The 21,862-nt window shown below is 66.7% G+C and carries 21 protein-coding genes and 2 pseudogenes; 15 read left to right on the top strand and 8 right to left on the bottom strand.

The window, feature by feature from the left end; translation table 11 throughout:
- The first annotated feature begins 32 nt into the window (after window positions 1-32).
- Window positions 33-1,079 (top strand): NAD(P)-dependent alcohol dehydrogenase, encoded by a 1,047-nt coding sequence (locus tag AC5RWU_RS17205; RefSeq protein ID WP_494031602.1) that lies wholly within the window; start codon window positions 33-35, stop codon window positions 1,077-1,079.
- A gap of 11 nt (window positions 1,080-1,090) precedes the next feature.
- Here AC5RWU_RS17205 and AC5RWU_RS17200 read toward each other — a convergent pair whose 3' ends face one another.
- Window positions 1,091-1,477 carry an RNA-binding S4 domain-containing protein gene (locus AC5RWU_RS17200; RefSeq protein ID WP_494031601.1) on the bottom strand — a complete coding sequence of 129 codons (387 nt, stop codon included), beginning with the start codon at window positions 1,475-1,477 and terminating at the stop codon, window positions 1,091-1,093.
- Window positions 1,478-1,541: 64 nt separating this feature from the next.
- Between AC5RWU_RS17200 and AC5RWU_RS17195 the strand changes: the two genes are divergently transcribed.
- The 3 genes from AC5RWU_RS17195 to AC5RWU_RS17185 all read left to right on the top strand — a co-directional run bounded on the left by AC5RWU_RS17195 (window position 1,542) and on the right by AC5RWU_RS17185 (window position 4,629).
- A complete protein-coding gene (locus AC5RWU_RS17195; protein WP_494031600.1) occupies window positions 1,542-2,432 on the top strand; it encodes a hypothetical protein in 891 nt (296 codons plus the stop codon).
- 86 nt (window positions 2,433-2,518) lie between these two features.
- The gene (locus AC5RWU_RS17190) at window positions 2,519-3,961 is read left to right on the top strand and encodes a cation:dicarboxylate symporter family transporter (protein ID WP_494031599.1); all 1,443 of its coding nucleotides are present in this window, start codon (window positions 2,519-2,521) and stop codon (window positions 3,959-3,961) included.
- Complete coding sequence (locus tag AC5RWU_RS17185) at window positions 3,958-4,629, top strand: dihydrofolate reductase family protein (protein WP_494031598.1); 672 nt, start codon at window positions 3,958-3,960, stop codon at window positions 4,627-4,629. Before AC5RWU_RS17190 ends, AC5RWU_RS17185 begins: the two co-directional genes overlap by 4 nt.
- A 28-nt stretch (window positions 4,630-4,657) precedes the next feature.
- On the opposite strand, the gene AC5RWU_RS17180 is transcribed toward AC5RWU_RS17185, so the two are convergent.
- A complete protein-coding gene (locus AC5RWU_RS17180; protein WP_494031597.1) occupies window positions 4,658-6,166 on the bottom strand; it encodes a DHA2 family efflux MFS transporter permease subunit in 1,509 nt (502 codons plus the stop codon).
- A 287-nt stretch (window positions 6,167-6,453) separates the two neighbouring features.
- Here AC5RWU_RS17180 and AC5RWU_RS17175 point away from each other — a divergent pair, with 287 nt between their 5' ends.
- Window positions 6,454-7,476 carry an alpha/beta hydrolase gene (locus tag AC5RWU_RS17175; RefSeq protein ID WP_494031596.1) on the top strand — a complete coding sequence of 341 codons (1,023 nt, stop codon included), beginning with the start codon at window positions 6,454-6,456 and terminating at the stop codon, window positions 7,474-7,476.
- Window positions 7,477-7,489: 13 nt separating this feature from the next.
- Here AC5RWU_RS17175 and AC5RWU_RS17170 read toward each other — a convergent pair whose 3' ends face one another.
- Window positions 7,490-8,479 carry an aldo/keto reductase gene (locus AC5RWU_RS17170; protein ID WP_494031595.1) on the bottom strand — a complete coding sequence of 330 codons (990 nt, stop codon included), beginning with the start codon at window positions 8,477-8,479 and terminating at the stop codon, window positions 7,490-7,492.
- A gap of 133 nt (window positions 8,480-8,612) precedes the next feature.
- On the opposite strand from AC5RWU_RS17170, the gene AC5RWU_RS17165 reads away from it, so the two are divergent.
- The 5 genes and pseudogenes from AC5RWU_RS17165 to AC5RWU_RS17145 all read left to right on the top strand — a co-directional run bounded on the left by AC5RWU_RS17165 (window position 8,613) and on the right by AC5RWU_RS17145 (window position 12,275).
- A complete protein-coding gene (locus AC5RWU_RS17165; RefSeq protein WP_494031594.1) occupies window positions 8,613-9,179 on the top strand; it encodes a dihydrofolate reductase family protein in 567 nt (188 codons plus the stop codon).
- Window positions 9,180-9,226: 47 nt separating this feature from the next.
- A pseudogene (locus tag AC5RWU_RS17160) lies at window positions 9,227-10,145 on the top strand (aldo/keto reductase).
- A gap of 135 nt (window positions 10,146-10,280) precedes the next feature.
- The gene (locus tag AC5RWU_RS17155) at window positions 10,281-10,622 is read left to right on the top strand and encodes a histone-like nucleoid-structuring protein Lsr2 (protein ID WP_494031593.1); all 342 of its coding nucleotides are present in this window, start codon (window positions 10,281-10,283) and stop codon (window positions 10,620-10,622) included.
- Between the two features lie 169 nt (window positions 10,623-10,791).
- Window positions 10,792-11,001: a hypothetical protein gene (locus AC5RWU_RS17150; protein ID WP_494031592.1), complete on the top strand. Its 210-nt coding sequence runs from the start codon at window positions 10,792-10,794 to the stop codon at window positions 10,999-11,001.
- Between the two features lie 818 nt (window positions 11,002-11,819).
- Entirely contained in the window at window positions 11,820-12,275 is a 456-nt protein-coding gene (locus tag AC5RWU_RS17145; RefSeq protein WP_494031591.1) for a hypothetical protein, read from the top strand.
- A 90-nt stretch (window positions 12,276-12,365) separates the two neighbouring features.
- On the opposite strand, the gene AC5RWU_RS17140 is transcribed toward AC5RWU_RS17145, so the two are convergent.
- Window positions 12,366-13,253 carry an HNH endonuclease gene (locus AC5RWU_RS17140; protein ID WP_494037103.1) on the bottom strand — a complete coding sequence of 296 codons (888 nt, stop codon included), beginning with the start codon at window positions 13,251-13,253 and terminating at the stop codon, window positions 12,366-12,368.
- Between the two features lie 14 nt (window positions 13,254-13,267).
- Window positions 13,268-13,837, bottom strand: coding sequence for an ABC transporter substrate-binding protein (locus tag AC5RWU_RS17135; RefSeq protein ID WP_494031612.1), 570 nt, complete (start codon window positions 13,835-13,837; stop codon window positions 13,268-13,270).
- An 84-nt stretch (window positions 13,838-13,921) separates the two neighbouring features.
- Here AC5RWU_RS17135 and AC5RWU_RS17130 point away from each other — a divergent pair, with 84 nt between their 5' ends.
- A complete protein-coding gene (locus AC5RWU_RS17130; protein WP_494031611.1) occupies window positions 13,922-14,647 on the top strand; it encodes a FadR/GntR family transcriptional regulator in 726 nt (241 codons plus the stop codon).
- Window positions 14,648-14,725: 78 nt separating this feature from the next.
- On the opposite strand, the pseudogene nagA reads toward AC5RWU_RS17130, so the two are convergent.
- A pseudogene (gene nagA, locus AC5RWU_RS17125) lies at window positions 14,726-15,826 on the bottom strand (N-acetylglucosamine-6-phosphate deacetylase); the annotation flags it as partial.
- Between the two features lie 5 nt (window positions 15,827-15,831).
- Window positions 15,832-16,575 (bottom strand): GntR family transcriptional regulator, encoded by a 744-nt coding sequence (locus AC5RWU_RS17120; RefSeq protein ID WP_494031589.1) that lies wholly within the window; start codon window positions 16,573-16,575, stop codon window positions 15,832-15,834.
- Between the two features lie 132 nt (window positions 16,576-16,707).
- Here AC5RWU_RS17120 and nagB point away from each other — a divergent pair, with 132 nt between their 5' ends.
- Window positions 16,708-17,490: a glucosamine-6-phosphate deaminase gene (nagB, locus tag AC5RWU_RS17115; RefSeq protein WP_494031588.1), complete on the top strand. Its 783-nt coding sequence runs from the start codon at window positions 16,708-16,710 to the stop codon at window positions 17,488-17,490.
- Between the two features lie 402 nt (window positions 17,491-17,892).
- Here the strand turns inward: nagB and AC5RWU_RS17110 are convergent, their stop codons facing one another.
- Window positions 17,893-19,068 (bottom strand): acyl-CoA dehydrogenase family protein, encoded by a 1,176-nt coding sequence (locus AC5RWU_RS17110; protein ID WP_494031587.1) that lies wholly within the window; start codon window positions 19,066-19,068, stop codon window positions 17,893-17,895.
- A gap of 193 nt (window positions 19,069-19,261) precedes the next feature.
- On the opposite strand from AC5RWU_RS17110, the gene AC5RWU_RS17105 reads away from it, so the two are divergent.
- Genes AC5RWU_RS17105 through AC5RWU_RS17095 form a run of 3 tightly spaced genes read left to right on the top strand, consistent with a single transcriptional unit; the run spans window position 19,262 to window position 21,857 of the window.
- Window positions 19,262-19,822: a MaoC family dehydratase gene (locus tag AC5RWU_RS17105; protein WP_494031586.1), complete on the top strand. Its 561-nt coding sequence runs from the start codon at window positions 19,262-19,264 to the stop codon at window positions 19,820-19,822.
- Window positions 19,819-20,706: an HpcH/HpaI aldolase/citrate lyase family protein gene (locus AC5RWU_RS17100; RefSeq protein ID WP_494031585.1), complete on the top strand. Its 888-nt coding sequence runs from the start codon at window positions 19,819-19,821 to the stop codon at window positions 20,704-20,706. Before AC5RWU_RS17105 ends, AC5RWU_RS17100 begins: the two co-directional genes overlap by 4 nt.
- Window positions 20,706-21,857, top strand: a complete 1,152-nt coding sequence (locus AC5RWU_RS17095; RefSeq protein WP_494031584.1) for a CaiB/BaiF CoA transferase family protein — start codon at window positions 20,706-20,708, stop codon at window positions 21,855-21,857. Before AC5RWU_RS17100 ends, AC5RWU_RS17095 begins: the two co-directional genes overlap by 1 nt.
- Window positions 21,858-21,862 lie beyond the last annotated feature (5 nt).

The following is a 21,862-nucleotide window of genomic DNA, read 5'->3' as shown; positions in this document are numbered from 1 at the left end:
GGCAGCAGCACCTGCAGCGGAAGGAAAGCAGCATGCGCGCAATCGTGTTCGAAGACTGGAAGAAGTTCCCCGTTCTCAAGGACGTCGAGCGACCCAAGCCGGGCCCCGGCGAAGTCCTGCTCAAGGTGGCCGGTGCCGGCGCCTGCCACTCGGATGTGGCCATCTACAAGGAATTCGACGAGGGCATGCCCGGCGCCCAGAAGCCGGCATTCACGCTGGGCCATGAAAACTCGGGCTGGGTGGAGGAACTGGGCGACGGCGTCGAGGGCGTCAAAATCGGCGACGCCTACCTGGTCTACGGTCCCGTCGGCTGCGGCCGGTGCAAAGCCTGTTCGCGAGGCCAGGACACCTACTGCGAAAACGTCGCGCAGATGCCGTACCTGGGCATCGGCCTGGGGCGCGACGGCGGCATGGCGGAGTACGTGGCCGTCCCCGTCCGCAACCTGGTGCCGCTGGGCGATGCCGATCCGATCGCCGCCGCTCCGCTTTCCGACGCCGGCCTGACGCCCTACCACGCCATCAAACAGGCGCTGCCGCACCTGGCCGGCGGCGGCAGGTCCGCGCTGGTCATTGGCCTGGGCGGTCTGGGCCAGATCGGCGTGCAGATCCTCAAGGCACTGACCGGCGCCACGATTATCGCCACCGATATGAAGGAGGAGGCGATGAAGAAGGCCGAGGCTGCCGGTGCCTTGACCGTTCCCGGCGGCGACGGCCAGATCGAGCAGATCAGGGAACTGACCGGCGGCCGCGGCGTAGACGCCGCCTTCGACTTCGTCGGTGCGGCGCCGACCCTCAAGACCGCAACCTCAGTGATGGCGCAGGGGTCGCGGCTGACCGTCGTCGGAATCGCCGGCGGCACGCATGAGTGGAGCTTCTTCAATACCCCTTACGAATCGCTGATCACCAACACTTACTGGGGCACCATCGAGGACCTGCACGAGGTTGTCGCGATGTACAAGGCCGGCCAGATCAAACCGGAGATCGAAACCTTCCCACTGGAGGACGGGCTTGAGGCCTACCGCAGGCTGGAAGCCGGGGAGCTCTCCGGCCGCGGGGTCGTAGTGCCGCACGGCGCCTGAGAAGCCGTCCCCTACGGTTTCGGCCCCCGCAGCTTCTCCATATCGCGGCGGTCCTTCTTGGTAGGCCGTCCGGTGCCGCGGTCCCGCTGCGGCAGGCCGAGCGCGGGCATCGGCGGGCGCTCCGGAGTGCGGTCGGTGAAGCAGTGGGAGGCTGCCTCGGCCCCGACGCGCTTGGCGATCAGGCGGCGGACCTCGAGGATGCGTTCGAAGCCGGGCTGCCGGACCCGAATGGTGTCGCCGGGCACCACGGTCTGGGAGGCCTTGGCCGGGTTGCCGTTGAGGCGCACATGTCCGGCGCGGCAGGCTGCCGTCGCTGCTGACCGGGTCTTGTAGGCGCGGATCGCCCACAGCCAGGCATCGATGCGGACGGTCGCGGGAGGGGAGGGCAGGTTCGTCATGGCTGCCAAAGAGTATAGTGCCAGGGCCGCGGATCACGTTTTTCCGCGGATCTAGGATGGTCCTATGGATCTGGCCGCTGCCGCCGCCGAACTTTACGCCCTGCCGCCCGGGGAGTTCATCGCTGCGCGGAAGGACAAGGCCAAGGCCGCCAAAGTAGAGGGGGATGCCGAGGCCGCCCGGCAGATCGGCCGTTTGCCCAAGCCGAACGCCGCTGCGTGGGCGGTGAACATGCTTGCCCGGCACCGTCCCGGGGAAATCGCCGCCGCCTTGGAACTGGGCGAATCTTTCCGCCGGGCCCAGAAGGAGGGGGACGCCCCGGCGCTCCGGGACCTTGGCGGGCAGCGGCACCAGGTGCTGGCCGACGTCGTCCGTTCCGGGCGGGACCTGGCCGGTGAACTTGGCAACGCCCTCAGCGACGCGGCGGCCACCGACCTGGAACAGACTCTGCGTGCGGCCATCAGCGATCCGGCTGCGGCGGCCGCCGTCCGCAGCGGGCTGCTGGTGCGGGGGCTGTTCACCAGCGGATTGGAGCCGGTGGACCTGTCCGGAGCGGTTGCCGTCCCGGCGAGGGCAGATGCTGACGTCCCGACGCAGGTTAGGAGCCGCGCTGCACCGGACCGCAAAGCAGCCGAGGACCGGAAAGCTGAGGAAGAGCGGCGCCGCCGCGAACAGGCACAGGCCGACCTCGACGACGCCGAGCTCGGTCTGCGGCAGGCAGAGGCGGACGTGTCGGACGCCGAGCAGCAGCTACGCGAAGCGGAATCCAGGCGCGGGGAGATTTCCGCTGAGCTCGAGCGGCTGAAGGACCGGATCGAGGACCTGGAACGGGAGCGGTCGGCGGCCGCGAAGGACATCAGGTACGCCGAACGCAGCCGCGAACTGGCCCGCCGCCTGGCCGACCAGGAGCGGCGGGCAGTCCAGCGGGCGCGGGAGCAGCTGGAAAAGCTGGGGTAAGCGTTCGACGCCGGGACCAGCCATGGTGATCCCTTTCACATGATGGGACAGTAGTAGGGTATTTCCCCACTTCTAAGGAGACATCGATGTCATCCTCGGCCCAGGTCCCGGCGGGAAGTACTGCACCTCCCCCAGAGGCCAGGAAGAAGAAGGACAGGACCCATGTCCTCTATATAACGGTGATCGCCGCCGTCGTGCTGGGTGCCGTGCTGGGGCTGCTGGCGCCCGGCTTCGCCCGGGCGCTGGAGCCGCTGGGCGACGGCTTCATCGCGCTGATCAAGATGATGATTGCCCCGATCATCTTCTGCACCATCGTGCTGGGCGTCGGATCGATCGCCAAAGCGGCCACCGTTGGCAAGGTCGGCGGTCTGGCGCTGGGCTACTTCATGTTGATGTCCACGTTTGCACTGGCCATCGGGCTCATTGTTGGCAACCTCGTTGAACCGGGCCAGGGGCTCAACCTTCAGGGCGGCACCTTTGAAGGCGGAGGCGAAAGCGAAGCCGCGGGAACCTCCGAGTTCATCCTCGGCATCATCCCCACCACCCTGCTGTCCTCGCTGACCTCCGGGAGTATCCTGCAGACCCTGTTCGTGGCACTGCTGGTCGGCTTCGCCCTCCAGCGGATGGGCCGCTCGGGCGTACCGATCCTGAAGGCGATCGGATCCTTCCAGACGCTCGTGTTCCGGATCCTGGCCATGATCATGTGGCTGGCTCCGATCGGAGCCTTCGGCGCCATTGCCGCCGTCGTTGGCCAAACAGGCATCCAGGCGATCATCAGCCTGGCGACCCTCATGCTGGCCTTCTACATCACCTGTGCCGTCTTCATTGTGGTGGTGCTGGGAACCCTGCTTAAGTTCGTCACCGGGGTCAATATCTTCCGGTTGATGAGGTATCTGGCCCGTGAATACCTGCTCATCTTCTCCACTTCATCCTCCGAGGTCGCGCTGCCGCGGCTGATCGCCAAGATGGAGCACCTGGGTGTCGCGAAGCCGGTGGTCGGCGTCACCGTGCCGACGGGGTATTCCTTCAACCTGGACGGCACTGCCATCTACCTGACGATGGCGGCGCTGTTCGTCGCGGAGGCCCTGGGCACGCCACTGTCCCTGGGTGAGCAGATCTCGCTGCTGGTGTTCATGATCATCGCGTCCAAGGGTGCCGCCGGCGTCACCGGCGCCGGCCTGGCCACCCTGGCCGGCGGCCTGCAGTCGCACCGGCCGGACCTGGTGGACGGAGTTGGCCTGATCGTCGGGATCGACCGCTTCATGTCCGAGGCCCGCGCGCTGACCAACTTCACTGGCAACGCCGTGGCCACACTGCTGATCGGCACCTGGACCAAGGAAGTCGACCGCGGCCAGGTGGAGCGGGTCCTGTCCGGAGCCTTCCCGTTCGACGAGGTCACCATGGACGAAGACCACGGTTATGAGGGACCGGAGGAAGGGGCCAGGGAAAATGAGGAGCACGAACATGAGGAGCACGAACGGCCGGCAGCCACCGGCACAGCCGCGGCGCCGCGCAAGGAGGAACGGTGAAACTGACCGTCCACACTTTCCTGACCCTCGACGGCGTCATGCAAGGCCCGGGCGGGCCGGATGAGGATACCAGCGGCGGTTTCGACCGCGGCGGATGGCTGGTCCCGCATCTGGACGAGGACTTCGGGAGCATCGTAGACGGCTGGTTCAGTCGGGCCGATGCCATCCTGCTGGGGCGGGCCACCTACGAGATGATGCAGCCGTACTGGGAACAGGTGACGGATCCCGGCAACCCCGTGGCCACCGCCCTGAACACCCTGCCCAAGTACCTGGTTTCCACCACGGTGGCGGCGCCGACCTGGTCCAACACCTCGGTTATTTCAGGTGGGGTGGAGGACGCTGTCGCCGAGCTGAAGTCCCGTCCCGGGCGCGAGCTGCAGATCCATGGCAGCTACCGGCTGGCCCGCAGCCTGCAGGACACCGGACTGATTGACGAATATCGGCTGCTGATCTTCCCGGTGGTGGTGGGGAAGGGTAAGCGCCTTTTCGACGAGGCGACCGTACCGTCCGGCTTCATGCTGGTGGACAGCGGAACGACGGCGGCCGGCGCGGTATCGCTGACACTGCGCCCGGCGCCGTTCCGCACCGCTAATCTAGGGGTGGAAGACGGCCAGGAGGTGGTCAAGGACTTATCGGTGCCGGCACCGATTGATGCGGACAGTGATTAGCACGGGCACCGCTTAGCATGGGCACCGCTTAGTGCGGGGCCGGTGCGCCTTCCGGAACCGTGATCTCCGGCTTGCGGATGAAGAAGGCCGCGACGACGGCAAAGAGGGAGATGAACGCGCCGGTCAGAAAGGCTGCCCGTACCCCGCCCGAAACTGCAGCGGAGGTCGCCGGGGCGGCACCCGCCAGCGCCGCCGACTGGAGGGACATGACCGTCACGAACAGGGCCGTCCCCGCGGCGCCGGCCACCTGCTGCACTGTGCCGACGATGGCGCTGCCGTGTGAATACAGCTGCGGCCGGACGGCTCCCAGTCCCGCGGTGAACAGCGGAGTGAACAGCAGCGCCAAGCCCAGGCTGAGTACCAGGTGCGCGCCCAGCACGACGAACGGCGACGTCGATTCGTTCACGGTGGACAGGAACCAGAGCACGCCGCTGACGACGGCGGTCCCGGGCACCAGCAGCACCCTTGGACCATAGCGGTCGTAGAGCCGGCCGACGGTCGGCGCGAGCAAGCCCATGAGCAGGCCGCCCGGCAGCAGCAACAGCCCGACTTGGACCGGTTCCAGTTCCAGTACCTGCTGCAGGTAGATCGGCAGCACCACGATGGTGCCGAACAGCGCCGCCATGCTCACAGCCATCAGTCCCACCGCTATGGAGAACGTTGTGGATTGGAAGGTGCGCAGGTCCAGCAGCGCACGGTCCGCGCGCTGCAGCCGCAGCTGGCGCAGGATGAAGGCAGCCAGACCAACGGCCCCGACGCCCAAGGAGAGCCACATCGGCAGCGCGGTGGGGGCCGCCGTCGTTGTTCCACCGTGCCCGGCACCCGCACCGACCAGGCTGAGTCCATAAATCAGGCCGCCGAAGCCTGCGGCGGAGAGGATGACCGACGGAATGTCCAGGGGAGCGGGCCGCGGTTCGGTGACATTCTCGATCCGGCGTGAGCCGATCAGCAGCATGGCGGCGGCGATGGGCAGCACCAGCCAGAACATCCAGCGCCAGGACAGGACGTTGAGGATGATGCCGGAAATTGTGGGGCCGATGGCCGGGGCCACGGAGATGACGGTCGAGACATTGCCCATGGTCCTGCCTCGGTCCGCGGCCGGAACCAGCGTCATGAGGGTGGTCATCAGCAGCGGCATCATGATGGCGGTGCCGGTCGCCTGCACAATGCGGCCCACCAGCAGCACCTCGAAACCGGGCGCCAGCGCGGCAATCAGCGTACCGGCGGAGAAGAGGGACATCGCGGCCGTGTAGACCGGCCGGGTGTTGAAACGCTGCAGCAGGAAGCCGGTGATCGGGATGACCACCGCCATGGTCAGCATGAAGGCAGTGGTGAGCCACTGTGCGGCGATGGCCGTGATGCCCAAATCCGTCATTAGCTCGCTGAGCGCTACGCTCATGATCGTTTCGTTCAGGATGACCACGAAGGAGGCGGCCAGCAGCAGCCGAATCACGCGGCGGTTCCGCCGGGTATGGTCAGGCGCTGCGATGTCCGGCTTCCGGTTCGGGGCAGTCCCGGATGTGGTTGGTTGATTCAAAAAGGGTCCTCTTAGGATGCATCGGGACGGCATTAAAGGTTGAGCTGATCAATGCTTGGCTGAGGTAGGGAGAGGCTGGCCCTCCGAGGGCAAGCGTCAGCAGAAGCAACAGGCGGGGATGGCGGAGTATTCCGGGGGACGATTTTACCCGGCCGTGTCTGCCCGGCGTCACCGAAGTTCCAGCCCTGGCACCATCGACCTCAACTGGGCTGCCTGAATGTTCCCTAACTTGTTCCTAGGTCGGTCGGTGACGATAGAGCATATCGTCAGACGATGAGGAGGTCTTCATGTCCTCACACGCACACTCGCCCCGCACCGTGTCCCTGGTAGCCACCGGCGCTGCAGCGGTGGCCTCGCTCGCTGGTTCCCTGCTGCTGTGGATCCGCTCCAGTCCCCGTCCGGCAGCCGTCGTGATCCGGGCCGTGTCCGACCGGAATGGCCGCCGTATTGCCGTGGCGATGGGCAGGCACGTACCGGGCGCCATCGGTGAGCTGCTGGACCAGGAATACTTGGCAGATCGCCGGCGGACTCTGTTGGACGTGTTCTACCCGACGCGTGCGGAACAGGAGTCCCAGCAACTGCCGACGATCGTTTGGCTGCACGGCGGCGCATGGATCTCGGGCAGCAAGAACAACATTGCCCATTACCTGCGCATTCTGGCGTCCCACGGTTTTACGACTGTCGGGGTCGGCTATTCGCTGGCCAGCGATCATAAGTATCCGGAGCCGGTGCGCCAGGCGGCCGCTGCCCTGAGCTATCTGGAGCGTCACGCGGAGCGTCTGCACATTGATCCGTTCCGGATGGTGCTGGCCGGGGACTCGGCCGGCGCCCAGATTGCCGCGCAGCTGGCGCTGGTGGTCTCCGACCCGGACTATGCGAAGCAGTTGGGCATTGCCACCCCCATCGCCGCGGATCGGCTCCGCGCGGTGCTGCTGCACTGCGGCGGGTACGACCTGTCGCTGGTCGGGGCGCGCGGGGGCAGCGGTCAGGGATTCCTGCGCACGGTGCTCTGGTCCTACACCGGGTCCAGGAACTACCTGGAGTTGCCGTATGTCGGGCTGGCATCGGTGACGAAGTACGTGGGCAAGAACTTTCCGCCGGCCTTCATCTCCGCCGGGAACGCCGATCCGCTGCTGCCGCACTCGCTGGCGCTGGCCCGGACGCTGGCTGCGCACGGGGTGGAGGTAGAGGAGTTCTTCCCCAGCAGCAGTTCCGGATTGCGGCACCAGTACCAGTTCGAATTGGATAAGGAAGCGGCCCGGCAGGCGCTGGAGCGCAGCATCGACTTCCTGCGCAGCCATACCGGCTAGGCAAGGAGACCAGTTAGGCGAAAACCTCGGTATCCACGTCCGCATGCGCGGCGGCGCTGTACCGTGCCCCGTGGACGGTCTGCTCATTGATCAGCCCGTCCAGGTGGCCGAGCAGCTCCTCGTCCAGCCGGACGCTGTCCGCGCCCAGGTCCTCATCCAGATGCGCGATGCTGGTGGTTCCGGGCAGCGCAATGACGTGCTCGCCCCGGCCCAGGACCCACGCGAGGGCCAGCTGGGCGGGCGTGCATCCGGCCTGGTCGGCCAGCGCCGTGAAGCCGTTCAGCAGGGCCAGGTTCTTCGGGTAGTTCTCGTTTGAGAAGCGCGGCATGGTTCGGCGGATGTCCTTGGCGTCCAGCGCGGAGGTGTCCCGGAGCTTGCCGGTGAGGAAGGCGCGGGCCAGCGGACTGAACGCGACGAACGCGGTGCCGAGTTCGCGGCAGGCCTCCAGGGTGCCCAGCTCCGGGTTGCGGGTCCAGAGCGAGTATTCGGTCTGCAGCGCTGCGATGGGGTGGACCGCGTGGGCCCGGCGCAGTGTGGCGGCGGAGACCTCAGACAGGCCAACCGCGCCGATCTTGCCCTCCGCCACCAGCTCGGCCAGGGCACCCACGCTGTCCTCGATGGGGATGTTCTTGTCCCAGCGGTGCAGGTAGTAGAGGTTGATGTGGTCCGTGCGCAGCCGCCGCAGCGCATCCTCGCAGGTGGCCTTCAGCACTTCCGGCCGGCCGTCGATCACACGCGGGCCGCCGTCGCTGGTCATGCCGCACTTGCTGGCCAGGAAGTATTCGTCCCGCCGCGGGCCCAGGACCTCGCCCACCAGCGTCTCATTCGCCGTGGCACCGTAGAGGGCTGCGGTATCGAAATGCCGCACGCCGTTGTCCAGCGCATGCAGCAGCAGCTTGGCAGCATCCTCGCGCGCCGGCGGAACGCCGTAGGCGTGGCTGAGGTTCATGCACCCCAGTCCGATCGTGCCGACGTCGTGGGTGCCAATCCGGCGAGTGCGCATTTCTGCCTTCCGTTCGCGGGTCAGGTTCGCGGTCTTGCACGGCCAAGAGGGCCGGATCCTTCTTAGCACATGGGGTTTCCTTCCGCCCGCCGCAGGCGGAGACTGGTGGGCGAGCGCCTACGGAAGGACCATCATGGGCAAGCTGATCATCCAGCAGTTCACGAGCATGGACGGGTTTGCCGCCGAGCCGGACGGCGGGCTGCGGTTCATGGAGCAGATCCGGGGCTGGACCGGGATCAATGACGCCAACCGCCGGCTGCTGGAAGACTGTTCGGCGATCCTGCTGGGCCGCGTCACGTACTCGATGTTCGCCGAATACTGGCCCGGGGCGGACCCGCAGGAGGAGTCGGTGGCCGAGCCGATCAACAGGCTGCCCAAGTACGTGGTGTCCACGACGCTTGACCGCGCCACCTGGGGCTACGGCGAGGCACAGGTCATCGGCGACGACATCGCCGCACGCATCCGCGCGCTCAAAGAAAGCCGCGGGGACGTGATCGTCTGGGGCAGCCTGACCCTGACCGAGCTGCTGTTCAGTGAGCGGCTGGTGGACGAGGTGTACCTGCACGTCCTGCCCTCGGTGCTGGGGGAAGGACGGCCGGCCTACCCGCCCAGTGCCGCGGGGGCCAGGTTCTCGCTGCTCGGTGCCCAAATGATTCCGCCCGGTGACGTCGCCTCCCGCTATGCGGTGGTCACCGCGTGAACAACGGGACAAAGAACGACGCCGGTTCCCACCTGATCTTCGGCCGCATGGGTTTGGGCGGAGGCTGGGGGAACGGGGCCGCTGACCGCCGCCGACATCGCCGCGGCCCACGCCGCCGTCGACGCCGCTCTGGAAGCGGGCATCATTGACTTCGACCATGCGGATATTTACGCCCACGGCAAGGCGGAGGAGGTGTTCGGCCGGGTCCTTGCCGGGCGTCCGGAACTGCGGGAGGGGATCCGGCTGCAGACCATGTGTGGTATCCGCCTGCCCGCGGCGGACCGGGTGGGAAGGTACGACTCCTCCCGGGAGGCCATCCTCGCCCGGGTCGATGAGAGCCTGCGCCGGCTGAGTACGGAGCGGGTGGAGACGCTGCTGATCCACCGGCCGGATCCGCTGGCCCATCCGGAGGAGATCGCCGAAGCATTCCAGCAGCTCAAGGACGACGGCAAAGTACTGCACCTGGGCGTGTCCAACATGTCCGGTCCGCAGATGCGCTGGCTGCAGTCCGCACTGCCGGACCAGCTGGCGGCGAACCAGCTGGAGATGAGCCTGCACCGCAGCGAATGGCTGGAGACCGGCGTACTGGTCAACCATGCGGAAGCCGCGGACCTGGGTTTTCCACACGGCACCCTTGAGTACTGCCAGGCCAACGGGGTTGAACTCCAGGCGTGGGGATCGCTGGCGCAGGGCCGCTACAGCGGTGCGCCCGGCGCAGCGGAAACCGGACAGGATGCGGCCACTGCGGCGCTGGTGTCCGCGCTCGCCGCGGACCGGGATGCGACGCCGGAGGCCGTCGTGCTCGGCTGGCTGATGCGGCACCCGGCCAACATCCGGCCCGTGGTCGGCACCAGCAACCCGGAACGGATCCGGGCCTGCGCCGGCGCCGAGCGCGTTGCCGCTGCCATGACCAGCGACGAGTGGTATTCGCTCTGGATCACCGCGCGGGGCAGGGCGCTGCCGTAGTTTGAGGGATTGTAATCGCCGCAGGGGCCGCTGGAAATGGACTACCTGCTGGCAGCGGAAAAGTCTTGAAATAGAGTTCGATGTGCCTAATCTTTAAGCACGCAAAAGCGCAGACAATATTGGGGGTTGCTTCGTATGACACAGCGCATGAAGATCGAACTGATTTCGGACCTCGACGGCGGACACGCCGATGAAACCGTCCATTTCGGAATTGATGGAACAAATTATCAAATAGACCTGTCCACCGCAGACGCCCGCGCCCTGCGCAAAGTGCTGGAGCAATACGCTAAGGCGGGACGCAAACTGCCGGCTTCCGCATCCAAGGGCGGCAAAGCCGCATCCGCAGCCTCCACCACGTCGCGGCGCGATACGGCCAGGAAAGTGCGCGAATGGGCCAAAGACAACGGATACAGCATTTCCGCCCGCGGCCGGGTCCCTGCCGAGGTCGTCGAGGCCTATCAAAAAGCCGCTGCCTGAACCGCCTGTCCGTAAAGCCCCGCTTCCTTTTGGGAAGCGGGGCTTTTGCAAGCTATTTCCATGCCCGCCGGAAGGCATTCCTATTAAACGCCGATGGTGGCAGAATCTCAGGCAGCAGGCCGATAGGTTGCGCTGACAAAATCGGAATCCTTCGCAGAAAGGCATCACCATGACCGAGCATGCAAACGGCGAACAGGCAGGGGACAAGCGGAATGCCGCGGCAGGAGGTTACGGCACTCCGGCGCCGGAGGATGAAATTGCCGGCGATTCCTCCGCAGGTACCGATGACCTTGATGCCGGCGGCTACGGCAGCCCGGCTCCCGAAGATGAAGTGGCCTTAGGCCAGCAGTCGGAGGAAGGCGCCGAGGGCGACCGCTAAAGCCGGTTCCAATCCGCCCGGTTCTCGCCAGAGGTGACTGTCAACTTTCCCCGCGTACGGCACGGATCTGCGCACGGCTGCCGTTCAAATAGGGTCCGATGTCATGGACCTCCTCGAGTGCCACGGAGCCGGGGTGGTCCCGAGGCCTTGGAGCACCACTCCATAACCGGCATGAGTGCCGGCCGCCCACCAGCGGTCTGAATCGCGCCACACAGTAAAGGGAACGCGGACACCATCGATCGGGATCCGTATTTCGTCACTGGGTGCAGCATCCAGGACTCGCTGACGATCGACGAGATCACTACCGTTCGCGGGAGGTCCTTGGGCCATCATGCGATGAAGGACGGCTGTTTTTCGAGCGTCCTGACCCGTACTCCACACCTGAATCATGGGGCCCCTCGGCGGACCCGTGCACGAGGCTCACGGTAACCGGCGGGCGGCTGCCGAGGTCCCATTCGCCAAGGAAGATTGGCCCGGACCATCCGCTGACCCCGTAACACGGCAGTTCCCCTGCGGAAGCCCGAATCAGCCTTTCCGCACTGTCGTGCTGTTCCCAAAATTCGTCCGGGGTCAGCCAGCCCGTTAGCTCCATTCCGCCAGTATCCCACCGGCACAGAATTGCGGGTTTCGACTTCGACGCAAACGTCCATCCAGGTTCCTGCTACGCAGGACCACCGGCGCTCTCCAGATGAGAAAAGATTCACGAACTTCTCATGCTGATCTCACCAAGACGGCCAACTATGGAGACATCAGCACCACAGGAAAACTTCCCCCAGGGCGGTGCCGCTTGGCTCACCCGGACCTGTTTGGAGAGAACCATGGAACACAAGACTCGAAAGATCGCCGGCACTGTCGCTATCGCCGGGCTGCTCATGGCCGGAGGAATGGCCGGCGCCCAGGCCAAGGACGGCGTCGAAGACAGGATCGACCCGCTGACCGGTGCCATCGCCGTCGATGACCACGGCGTACACGGGCCCGGACACGTTGACCTCAATGACCAGCCGGACGACGGCGACGCAGTGGCCGGCGCTCCCGTGGCGGCAGTGCCGGAGGCCGATCCCGCAGCTGTGCCCGTCCAGAACGGGGACGATGCCGAGGCCGCGGAAGAGGCAGCCGAAGAGGCCGAGGATGAAGCCGAAGATGCGGCCAAGGACGCCGAAGACGAGGCCAAGGACGCAGCGGACGAAGCCGATATTGACGACGATGTGGTGCCGGAACCGCCGCACACCGAGGGACTTGACGACGCTCCCGGTGCACCCGACGACGGCCTGTAAACCGTAAGAACGGCGTCATAACCGCTCCGGTGCCGGATTTCCGGCACCGGAGCGGTTTGCGTGCTGCCGCGCCGGCGGGAACCTGGCGGCTCAGCCGCCGATTCCGCCGGTGCCCAAAATCCGGCGCGCCTCGTCAAGGGACTCCTGCTCAATGTCACTCATGACATCACCCTGGAGGTAGCCGAAGCGGGAGATGATCCGGCGCAGTTCGGCGGGTGTATAGGGGTCGGGCGTCCGCCGGTGGGCCATCGCATGGCAGTTGGGGCACAGCGGCACCAGATCCGTGAGCGGGTCCAGCTCATAGCCGGGACCGAGCTGGGACACCGGAACGATGTGATGGACATGGATGAAGTCCGTTCCGATGTCACCGTAAACGGACTCGAAGGAAAACCGGCAGACTGCGCAGCTCGTACCGTAATGGTTGATGCACTCCCGGCGGGCCTGCGGATTCCGCTCGTACCGGTTGGCCGGCACCCGGATCAGCGCACCGTCCGGATAGGAGCCGGGCACCGGCACCGTCGGATCCGCCTCGGCAGGTCCTACGTATTCCGCCCACAGGTTCCGGACGGCAGTCTCGTCATCGGGGCCGATGCCTGCCCCCGAGCCTCGGATCGAATCCCACCGGACCCCCGGCACACGCTGGGAGAGGATGCCCGCCGGTAGCTGGTCGCCCCGCGGCAGCAGCGCATCGAATTCCACGTCGACGTACATCGACATCCGGCCCGGATCCGAGAGGTGGACGTCCGGATAGGGACTGGACCTGATGACAGCATGGCCGATCAGCCCCCGGCCCTGGCGGCCCTGCAGCAGCAGCCAGGCATCGGCACCGGGAGAGATGTTCCGGCGCCGGCCCACGCTCCACCGGTCCGCAAACGTCCCGGTCTCACCAACCAGCTCAAGGACAGTGGGGTAATCCGGTTCCCAGCCGTCCCAGCGGTCCGGGTTCCAGCCCAGGATGATCGCGGCCATGGAGACCATTGTGCCACCGTCGGTCAGGGCAGGGGATGGCTGGTCCGGATGCGGATTTCCTCTGCGCCCTGCCGGCCCGTCCATGCGATGTCCACGAGGGCCGGTTCCTCGCCCACCACGTGGTTCAGGTGCGGCCAGACGGCTGTCTCGCCCGGGGCGAGGGCACGCGCAGGGCCTGGATCGGTGATGTCACCGGCAGCCCGCAGATCGGCCGGATGGCTCTCCTGCACGAAGGACTTGGCCGCAGCCGCGTTCCCCAGCAGGGCACGGTTGATGATGGTGCCCTTGTCCAGGGCATAGTGCAGGGCCTGGCGAACCCGCTTGTCATCGAAGGGCTTGGCGGTGCAGTTGAACATCAGGAACAGCAGGCCGAAGGACTGGACCGACTCCACATCCACCGTGGACCTCAGTCGTTCGACGTCCAGATAAGGCACATCCTCGATCGCCTGGACACGGCCGGATTCGACGGCGGTGACGCGTGCGGCAGCGTCCGAGAGCAGGAACCAGGTCATGCCGGCGGCCTGTGCCGGCATCGGACCATTGTATTCGGCGAACTTTTCGAAGACGATCTTGTCGTCCTTGACCGCGGAGATCAGTAGGACGTGTCACACGCAGCGTCAAGTGCAGCAGGGGTGCCAGACTTCTTCCGGAAGCGGCGGTTAGCAGGGAGGACAGGGATGAAAGCTGAGGCAGAGGTGCGCGCACGGTACAGCGCGCGCGTCCGGATGGAGGGGCTCCAGGAAGACATCATTGACCTGATCCTGGACCGGGGGCTGGAGCCGGGGGACCCGCTGCCGACCGAGCACGAACTGTGCGTCGAACTCGGCGTCGGACGCAATACGGTGCGGGAAGCGCTGAAGGTGCTACAGGCGGTGGGCATTATCGAGATCCGCCACGGATACGGGATGTTCGTAGCACAGAAAAGCCTCGATGCGCTGGCGCGCGGGCTGGGCTTCCGCAGCCGGCTTTCGTTGCGGCACAACGGGCATGAAGCGCTTGAACTCGTGGATGTGCGCCAGGCGCTGGAGGCGGGTCTGGTCGGCGCAGCCATTGACGCCATGACGGATGCGCATCTGGCTGCCGTCCGGGAAACAGTGGAGCGGATGGAGAAGCTGGCGGAGGCCGGCGAATCCATCACTGATGAGGACCAGCGCTTCCATCGCCAACTCTTCGAACCGCTGGAGAACGGTCTGCTCTCCAACCTGATGAGCGTATTCTGGCAGGTCTACCGCCAGCTTCACGACCATGTGGCGTCCGAGGGGATCGTCCTGGAGGAGACCGCGCGCCAGCACCGGGAGATCTACGAAGCCGTCGCCGCCCGTGACAGAGGTCAGGCTGCGAAGCTGATCGAGAGCCATTTCGATGGTATCCGTGAGCTGATCCGGGAACGCGTCAGCGGCTGAGAGCGTCCGCCCACGGGCCCGGGTGTCTTCGACTTCATCCCCGGCCAGCCAGATCCTTACCGGCCGCAGGTCCTCGTCCAGCAGGACCAGGTCCGCGGGTGAGCCGACGGCGATGGTGCCTGCATCGTCGCCCATGCCCGCGGCGCGTGCGGGTACCGAGGTGGCCGCTGCTACCGCTTCCGGCAGGCCGATTCCGGCTGCCACGGCGCGCCGCAGCGCCGCGTCCATGGTGAGCGTGCTGCCCGCGATGGCACCGCCCTGCACCAGGCGGGCCACGCCGTCGTTCACGTCCACATCGAGCGAGCCGAGGCGGTAGGCGCCGTCGCCGCAGCCGGCGGCGGCCATCGCATCGGTCATCAGGGCCACCCGGCCGGGGGCCGCCTGGAACGCCAGCCGGAGCAGGGGATCGTGGACATGGTGGCCGTCGGCGATCAGCTCGAGGGTGACGTGCGGAGAGTCGAAGGCCGCGGCGACCGGACCGGGGGCGCGGTGGTGAAGGCCGTTCATCGCGTTGAAGGTGTGGGTGAGGATGCTGGCGCCGGCGTCGAAGGCAGCCCGGACGGTGGCGTAGTCGGCTTCCGTATGGCCGACGGCGACCGCCACCCCGTGCCCGATGAGCCGCCTGGTTGCCGCGAACCCGGGGTCGAGTTCCGGCGCGACGGTGACCTGCCGGATGAGGCCGCCGCCGGCCTCGACCAGCCGGTCAACGGTGTCGATCGTGGGCGGTGCAAGGTAGGCGGGATTGTGGGCGCCGCAGTGGCCGCTGGCCAGGAAGGGCCCTTCGAGATGAAAGCCCTTGACCGTCCGGCAGCTTGCGGCCCAGGGCGCGATCCGGCGCAGGCTGGCCTCCATCGCCTCCAGCGGATTGGTGACCAAGGAGGCCAGCTGCCTGGTGGTCCCGTGCGCCAGATGCGTGTCCGGCGCGCGGTGCGTGTCGCCGTCGTCGTCAAAGGAGACGCCGCCACCTCCGTGGCAGTGCATGTCCACGAAACCGGGCGTCAGCAAGGCGCCGGCTGCATCCACCTCCCGGGTATCTGCGGCCGGGCAGCCAGCGCGGGCGGCCCCGCGCCAGGCGCCGGAGCCGACGGCGGCGATGCGGCCGTCCTCAATGCGCACCCAGGAATCCGGGAGGACGGTGGCGCCAGTGATCCGCCGGGCAGAATGGATGACAGTGCGCATGGGCCTTACAGTTCCCGGGAGACGACGAGTTCGAAGCTGTAGCGGTCGCCGCGGAAGAGGGTTTCCGTGCGTTCCACCGCCCGGCCGCGGTCCGTATAGCCGGTGCGGTCCACCCTGATGGCAGCGGCTCCGATTGGTTGATCCAGGATGTGCGCCTGATTGCGGTCCAGGTTCACGGCGCTGATGGTCTGCGTCGCACGCTCGATCCGGCTGCCGCGCGCAGCGAGCTGGTCGTAGACCGAACCTTGGGGGTCGAGGCCGTCCAGGCCGGCGGCCTCGATCGTCAGGTAGGCCGATTCGATCGCCATCGGTGTGCCCCCAGCCAGGCGCAGGCGGCGGAGGTAATGGACCGGCGCTCCCGGCTCCAGGCCCAGTTCTCGGGCAACGTTCTCGTCGGCCGGGAGGCGTTCCGCGGCGAGGACCCTGCTGGACGGGTCCAGGCCGCGCTCGCGCATGTCCTCGGAAAAGGAGGTCAGCCGCAGCGTCTTGGCGATCATGGCCGGGTCGGCCACATAGGTGCCCGAACCGTGGATGTTGTAGACGAGACCTCGGGCGGCGAGCCGCTGGATCGCCTTGCGGACCGTATCCCGGCTGACCTCGAATTCGGTCATGAGCTCACGTTCGGTGGGCAGCGGATCGTGGGCGCCAAGGGTTCGAACACGCTCCCCGAGTGCATCCGCGACCGCCTCGTATTTGGGAAGCTGCCGTCCTTCCGCCGCGGAAACCATGCCTGCTGCGTTGCCCTCCACCGCCGCTGTTCCTCCTGGGTTGGTCGAATTGGTTCGGATCTCTGACCCATTCTAGTTCTGTTTCGCACGATTTCAGCCCCACTAGAGAAAATTGGTACGTATCAATTCTGGTTTCCCGTTTACACTGGAGGCATGGAAATCATCGTCCTGCCAGACGCCGCAGCCGTCGGATCCTATGCCGCCCGCATGATCGCCAAGGTGATCAGGAACAAACCGGACGCCGTGCTCGGGGTTGCCACCGGTTCCAGTCCGCTGGCTACCTACGCCGAGCTCGCGGCCCTGGCCCGGGCCGGGCTGGACATGAGCCGCGTGGGTGCCTTCGCGCTGGACGAGTACGTCGGCCTGGCGCCGGGTCATACCGAGAGCTACCATTCTGTGATCAACCGCGAGGTCACCCGCCCGCTGGGCCTGGATGCGTCGCGGGTGCAGGTTCCGGACGGGTGCGCAGCGGACCTGCCGGCCGCATGCGCCGCGTATGAGCAGGCCATCATCGACGCCGGTGGGATCGACGTGCAGTTGCTGGGCATCGGGGCCAATGGGCATATCGGCTTCAATGAGCCCACCTCCTCCCTGGCCAGCCGCACGCGGATCAAGACCCTTTCGCCGCGCACCCGGGCGGACAACGCCCGCTTCTTCGGCGGCGAGGCCGCCCGGGTTCCGATCCACTGCATCACCCAGGGGGTCGGAACCATTCTGGAGGCGCGGTCCCTGCTGCTGGTGGCAACCGGCGCCGCCAAGGCCCGCGCCGTGGCGCAGATGGCCGAAGGGCCGATTGGAGCGTTCTGCCCGGCGACCGCGCTGCAACTGCATCCGCGGGTGACTGTCGTCGTGGACGAGGTGGCAGCGGGGGAGCTCCGTGGCAGGGAGTACTACGACCACACGCGGGAGAACAAGCCCCAGTGGCAACGGGTGTAAGGGACCAGGCGGAGACTGGCCGGGACCTCGTCTGTCCCGGTCTTCAGTAGGAGCGAGGCAAGCACAGGACTTGAATCCAGCCCTAAGTGGCCCCATGATTACCGCCATACCGGGGGGCAATCATCACTGCCCTGCTCTCGGCGTTGGTGCCTTTTGCCGCGCGGCGGGCGAAAGCCGCGGAAGCGGCATCAGGAACCGCTGGAAATTCTCAAAACGTAACCATCGGGGATATCAACGGAGACCATGCTTCGACCAGCCGGCACATCGATCGATCGCGGCATGTCCACGCTCAGCCCGCGCGCCGGGGTTCCCTTAGCGGTTCCCGCAATGTTGGGCAGAACGACGCCGGCCCCTGGGTTCCGTATATTCGGACTCAGGGGCCAGCGTCGTGGTGGCCGGGAATCAGTAGGAGCGGGGCAGGCCCAGGACCTTGGTGGCCACGAAGGCCTTGATCATGTTGTTGTTGACCGGGGCGACCTGGAACATGCGGGTTTCGCGGAACTTGCGCTCGACGTCGTACTCGTCGACGAAGCCGTAGCCGCCGTGGGTGTCCAGGCAGGCGTTGGCCGCGGCCCAGCTGGCCTCGGAGGCCAGGTGCTTGGCCATGTTGGCCTCCGCGCCGCAGGGCTCGCCGGCGTCGAAGAGCCGGGCGGCCTCGTAGCGCATCATGTCCGCGGCCCGGACCTTCATGTAGGCGTCGGTGATGGGGAACTGGACGCCCTGGTTGGTGCCGATCTTCCGCCCGAAGACTTCGCGGGAATTGGCGTAGTCCACGGCCCGCTGGGTGAACCAGTAGCCGTCGCCGATGGCTTCGGAGGCGAGCAGAATGCGCTCGGCGTTCCAGCCGTCAATGACGTAGCGGAAGCCCTTGTCCACCTGGCCGATGACGGCCGACGCCGGAACGCGCATGCCCTGGTAGAAGATCTGGTTGGTGGCGTAGTTGAACATGGTGCGGACTTTGACCACCTTCAGGGTGTCCGGCTGCTCCGCGCGGACCTGGCGCAGGTCCACCAGGAACAGGGTGATGCCGTGCGTCTTGTCCGTGCCCGGGCCCTGGGGCTTCTCGGAGGTGCGGGCCAGCACGAAGGCCAGGTCCGATTCGTCGATGCGGCTGGTCCAGCTCTTGTGCCCGGTGATGATGTAGTCGTCCCCGTCGCGCACGGCTTCGGTTTCGATGCTGGTGGTGTCCGAGCCGGCTTTGTCCTCGGTGATGGAGAAGGCCTGCAGCCGCAGCTTGCCGGCGGCGATCTGCGGCAGGTAGGCCTGCTTCTGCGCTTCGCTGCCGTGCCGCAGCAGGGCCCCCATGGTGTACATCTGCGCGTGGCAGGCCGCCGAGTGGCCGCCGGACTTGTTGATTTCCTCCATGATGACGCTGGCCTCGGCCAGGCCCAGACCCAGGCCGCCGTATTCGGTGGGGATCAGGGCGGAGAGCAGGCCGGCTTCGGTCAGGGTGTCCACGAATTCCTGCGGGTAGCGGCGGTTGCGGTCCGTTTCCCGCCAGTATTCGTCCGGGAACTGGGCGCAGAGGTCGCGGGTCTGCTGCCGCAGGTGCTCAAGGTCGGGGTTCTGGTTGGGCATCGTTGCTCCTTGACTGGGTTCCTGATGAACTGCAACCGAGAGTACATAATATATTGGAGGCAATCAAGGATCCCATAGTTGGTGTGCCCGCCTCTTTTCGCGTTGACAACTCGGCCTCGAGGGGGAAGAGTGGAGGAAAACAAAATATATTCACTGCTAGCGTGATTCACGAAGCGATCAAAGGAGACCAGCTATGAGGGATACCGTGGAACAGATCCAGGGCGGACGCGAGGTAGCAGGCTGGACCGGCCGCCTGTTCGAGGACTTCACCGTGGGGGACATCTATTACCACCCGTTCGGCAAGACCGTGACGCAGGCGGACAACCAGTCCTTTACGCTGTCGACGCAGAACGTTTCCAAGACGCATGTGGATGCGAACTTCGGCGCCAAGACCGAGTTCGGCCGCCCGCTGGTCAATTCGACGTTCACCCTGGCCTTGGTCACGGGCCAGTCCACGATCGACCTGTCCATGAATGTGTTCGCCAACATGGGCTGGGACGAGGTCCGTATGCCGAACCCGGTCTACGAGGGCGACACCATCTACTCCCGCTCCAAGGTGCTGGCCCTCCGTGAATCCAAGTCCCGCCCGAACCTGGGTCTGGTCACGGTCGCCACAGAAGGCTACAACCAGGACGGTAAAATCGTGATCACCTACCGGCGCACTTTCATGGTCTACAAGAAGGGCTTCCTGCCCTCGGTGGATTCCGCCCGCCCGGACGAGTCCTCCCTTCCGTCGGTGGAGGACTTCCAGTGAGTGCAGCCGTCGCTGAGGACACGAAGCTGACCCCGGCGGAACAGGTCGCCGGCGCGGTGACTGCATTGTTCGTCCCGGGTGACCGTCCCCAAAGGTTTGCCAAGGCAGCCGCGGCAGGTGCCGGCGTCGTCATCGTCGACCTGGAGGATGCGGTGGCCCCGGCGCACAAGGCCGAGGCGCTGGCCGCGGCGCTGCGCGCGCTGTCCCCGGCGGAGGCCGGCGGCTTCCGTGCGCTGGTGCGGGTGAACCCGCCCGGGACGCAGAATTACGACGCCGAAACCTCCGCGCTGCTGCAGCTCGCCGGAGCAGCCGGTCACGGCCTGCTGGGCCTGGTGGTGCCCAAGGCCGAGGACCCGGCTGTCCTCCGGGAACTTGCCGAACGGCTGGCACCCGCCGGCCTGGCGCTGGTGGCGCTCGTTGAGTCCGCCGCCGGCGTGGTGAACGCCGTCGAGCTGGCGCGGGTGCCGGGCGTGACCCGGCTGGCCTTCGGTGCCATCGACTACGCGCTGGACATCGATGCGGATGCCGATGCCGGCAGCGACCGGTTCCTGGACTACGCCCGCTCCGCGCTGGTGGTAGCATCCAGGGCCGCGGGAATTACCGCTCCGCTGGACTCGCCGGCCACCGATATCCGGGACGCCGAGCCGGTGGTTGCCTCCGCACGGCTGGGCCGCAGCTTCGGCTTCGGGGGCAAGCTGTGCATCCACCCGGCGCAGCTGGCCCCGGTACAGGACGCGTTTATCCCTACCGACGCCCAGGTGCAGTGGGCCCGTTCGGTGATCGGCGCCGAGGGCGGCGCCGCGCAAGTGGACGGACAGATGATCGACCGCCCGGTCACGGAGCGCGCCAAGCGGATCCTGGCACGGGCCGGAGAGGAGCAGTAATGGCACGCTTGCCGCTGCAAGGAATCACGGTCGTTTCGCTCGAGCAGGCCGTGGCCGCACCGTTTGCCACCCGGCAGCTGGCGGACCTGGGCGCCCGTGTCATCAAGGTGGAGCGGGATACCGGCGACTTCGCCCGGGGCTACGACACCAAGGTGCACGGGATGGCCAGCTACTTTGTCTGGCTGAACCGCAGCAAGGAAAGCATCGTCCTGGACCTGAAGTCGGAGTCCGGTCTGGCCGTGCTCAAGGAACTGGTGTCCCGGGCCGACGTGCTGGTGCAGAACCTGGCGCCGGGAGCCGTCGAACGCCTGGGCCTGGGACCGGACGAGGCCCTGGCCCTGAATCCGAAGCTGATCCACGCCTCCATCTCCGGCTACGGCCGCGGCGGCTCCTATGAGCAGAAGAAGGCCTACGACCTGCTGGTACAGTGCGAGGCCGGCATGCTCAGCGTGACCGGTACGCCCGAGTCACCGGCCAAGGTCGGCGTGTCGATCGCGGACATTTGCGCCGGCATGTACACCTACTCCGGCATCCTCACCGCATTGCTGCAGCGCGCCTCCACCGGGCGCGGCGACGTGCTGGAGGTTTCCATGCTGGAGGCGCTGGGGGAGTGGATGGCCCAGCCGTATTTCTTCGCCGAATACGGCGGTGCCCCGCCGGCCCGCAGCGGCGCCCAGCATGCCAGCATCGCCCCCTACGGGCCGTTCCCGGCAGCGGACGGCACCGTGTTCTTCGGCATCCAGAACGAGCGCGAGTGGGCCAAGTTCTGCTCCGGCGTGCTGGAGCAGCCCGAACTGGCGGAGGACCCGCGGTTCGCCGGCAACGCGCTGCGGGTGGACCACCGGGAAGCCCTGCATGAGGCGATCAATGCCACGCTCAGCCGGATGCCGGCGTCGGACGTGCTGGCCCGGCTGGATGCCGCAGGCATCGCCAATGCCCAGCTGCGCGATATGCATGAGTTCTCCGCGCATCCGCAGCTGGCCGAGCGCAACCGCTGGCGGGACGTGGCCTCCCCGGTGGGGCCGCTGCGCAGCCTGATTCCGCCGGTCACCTCCCGCGAGGCGGCCGTGCGGATGGATCCGGTGCCGGCGATCGGCGAGCATACGGACAAGATCCTGGCCGAACTGGGCCTGGCCGGCGTCGGGGCCTAACGGAC

The organism is Arthrobacter sp. B0427-1-12 (assembly GCF_059092905.1).
This window is presented reverse-complemented; position numbering and strand designations above follow the sequence as displayed.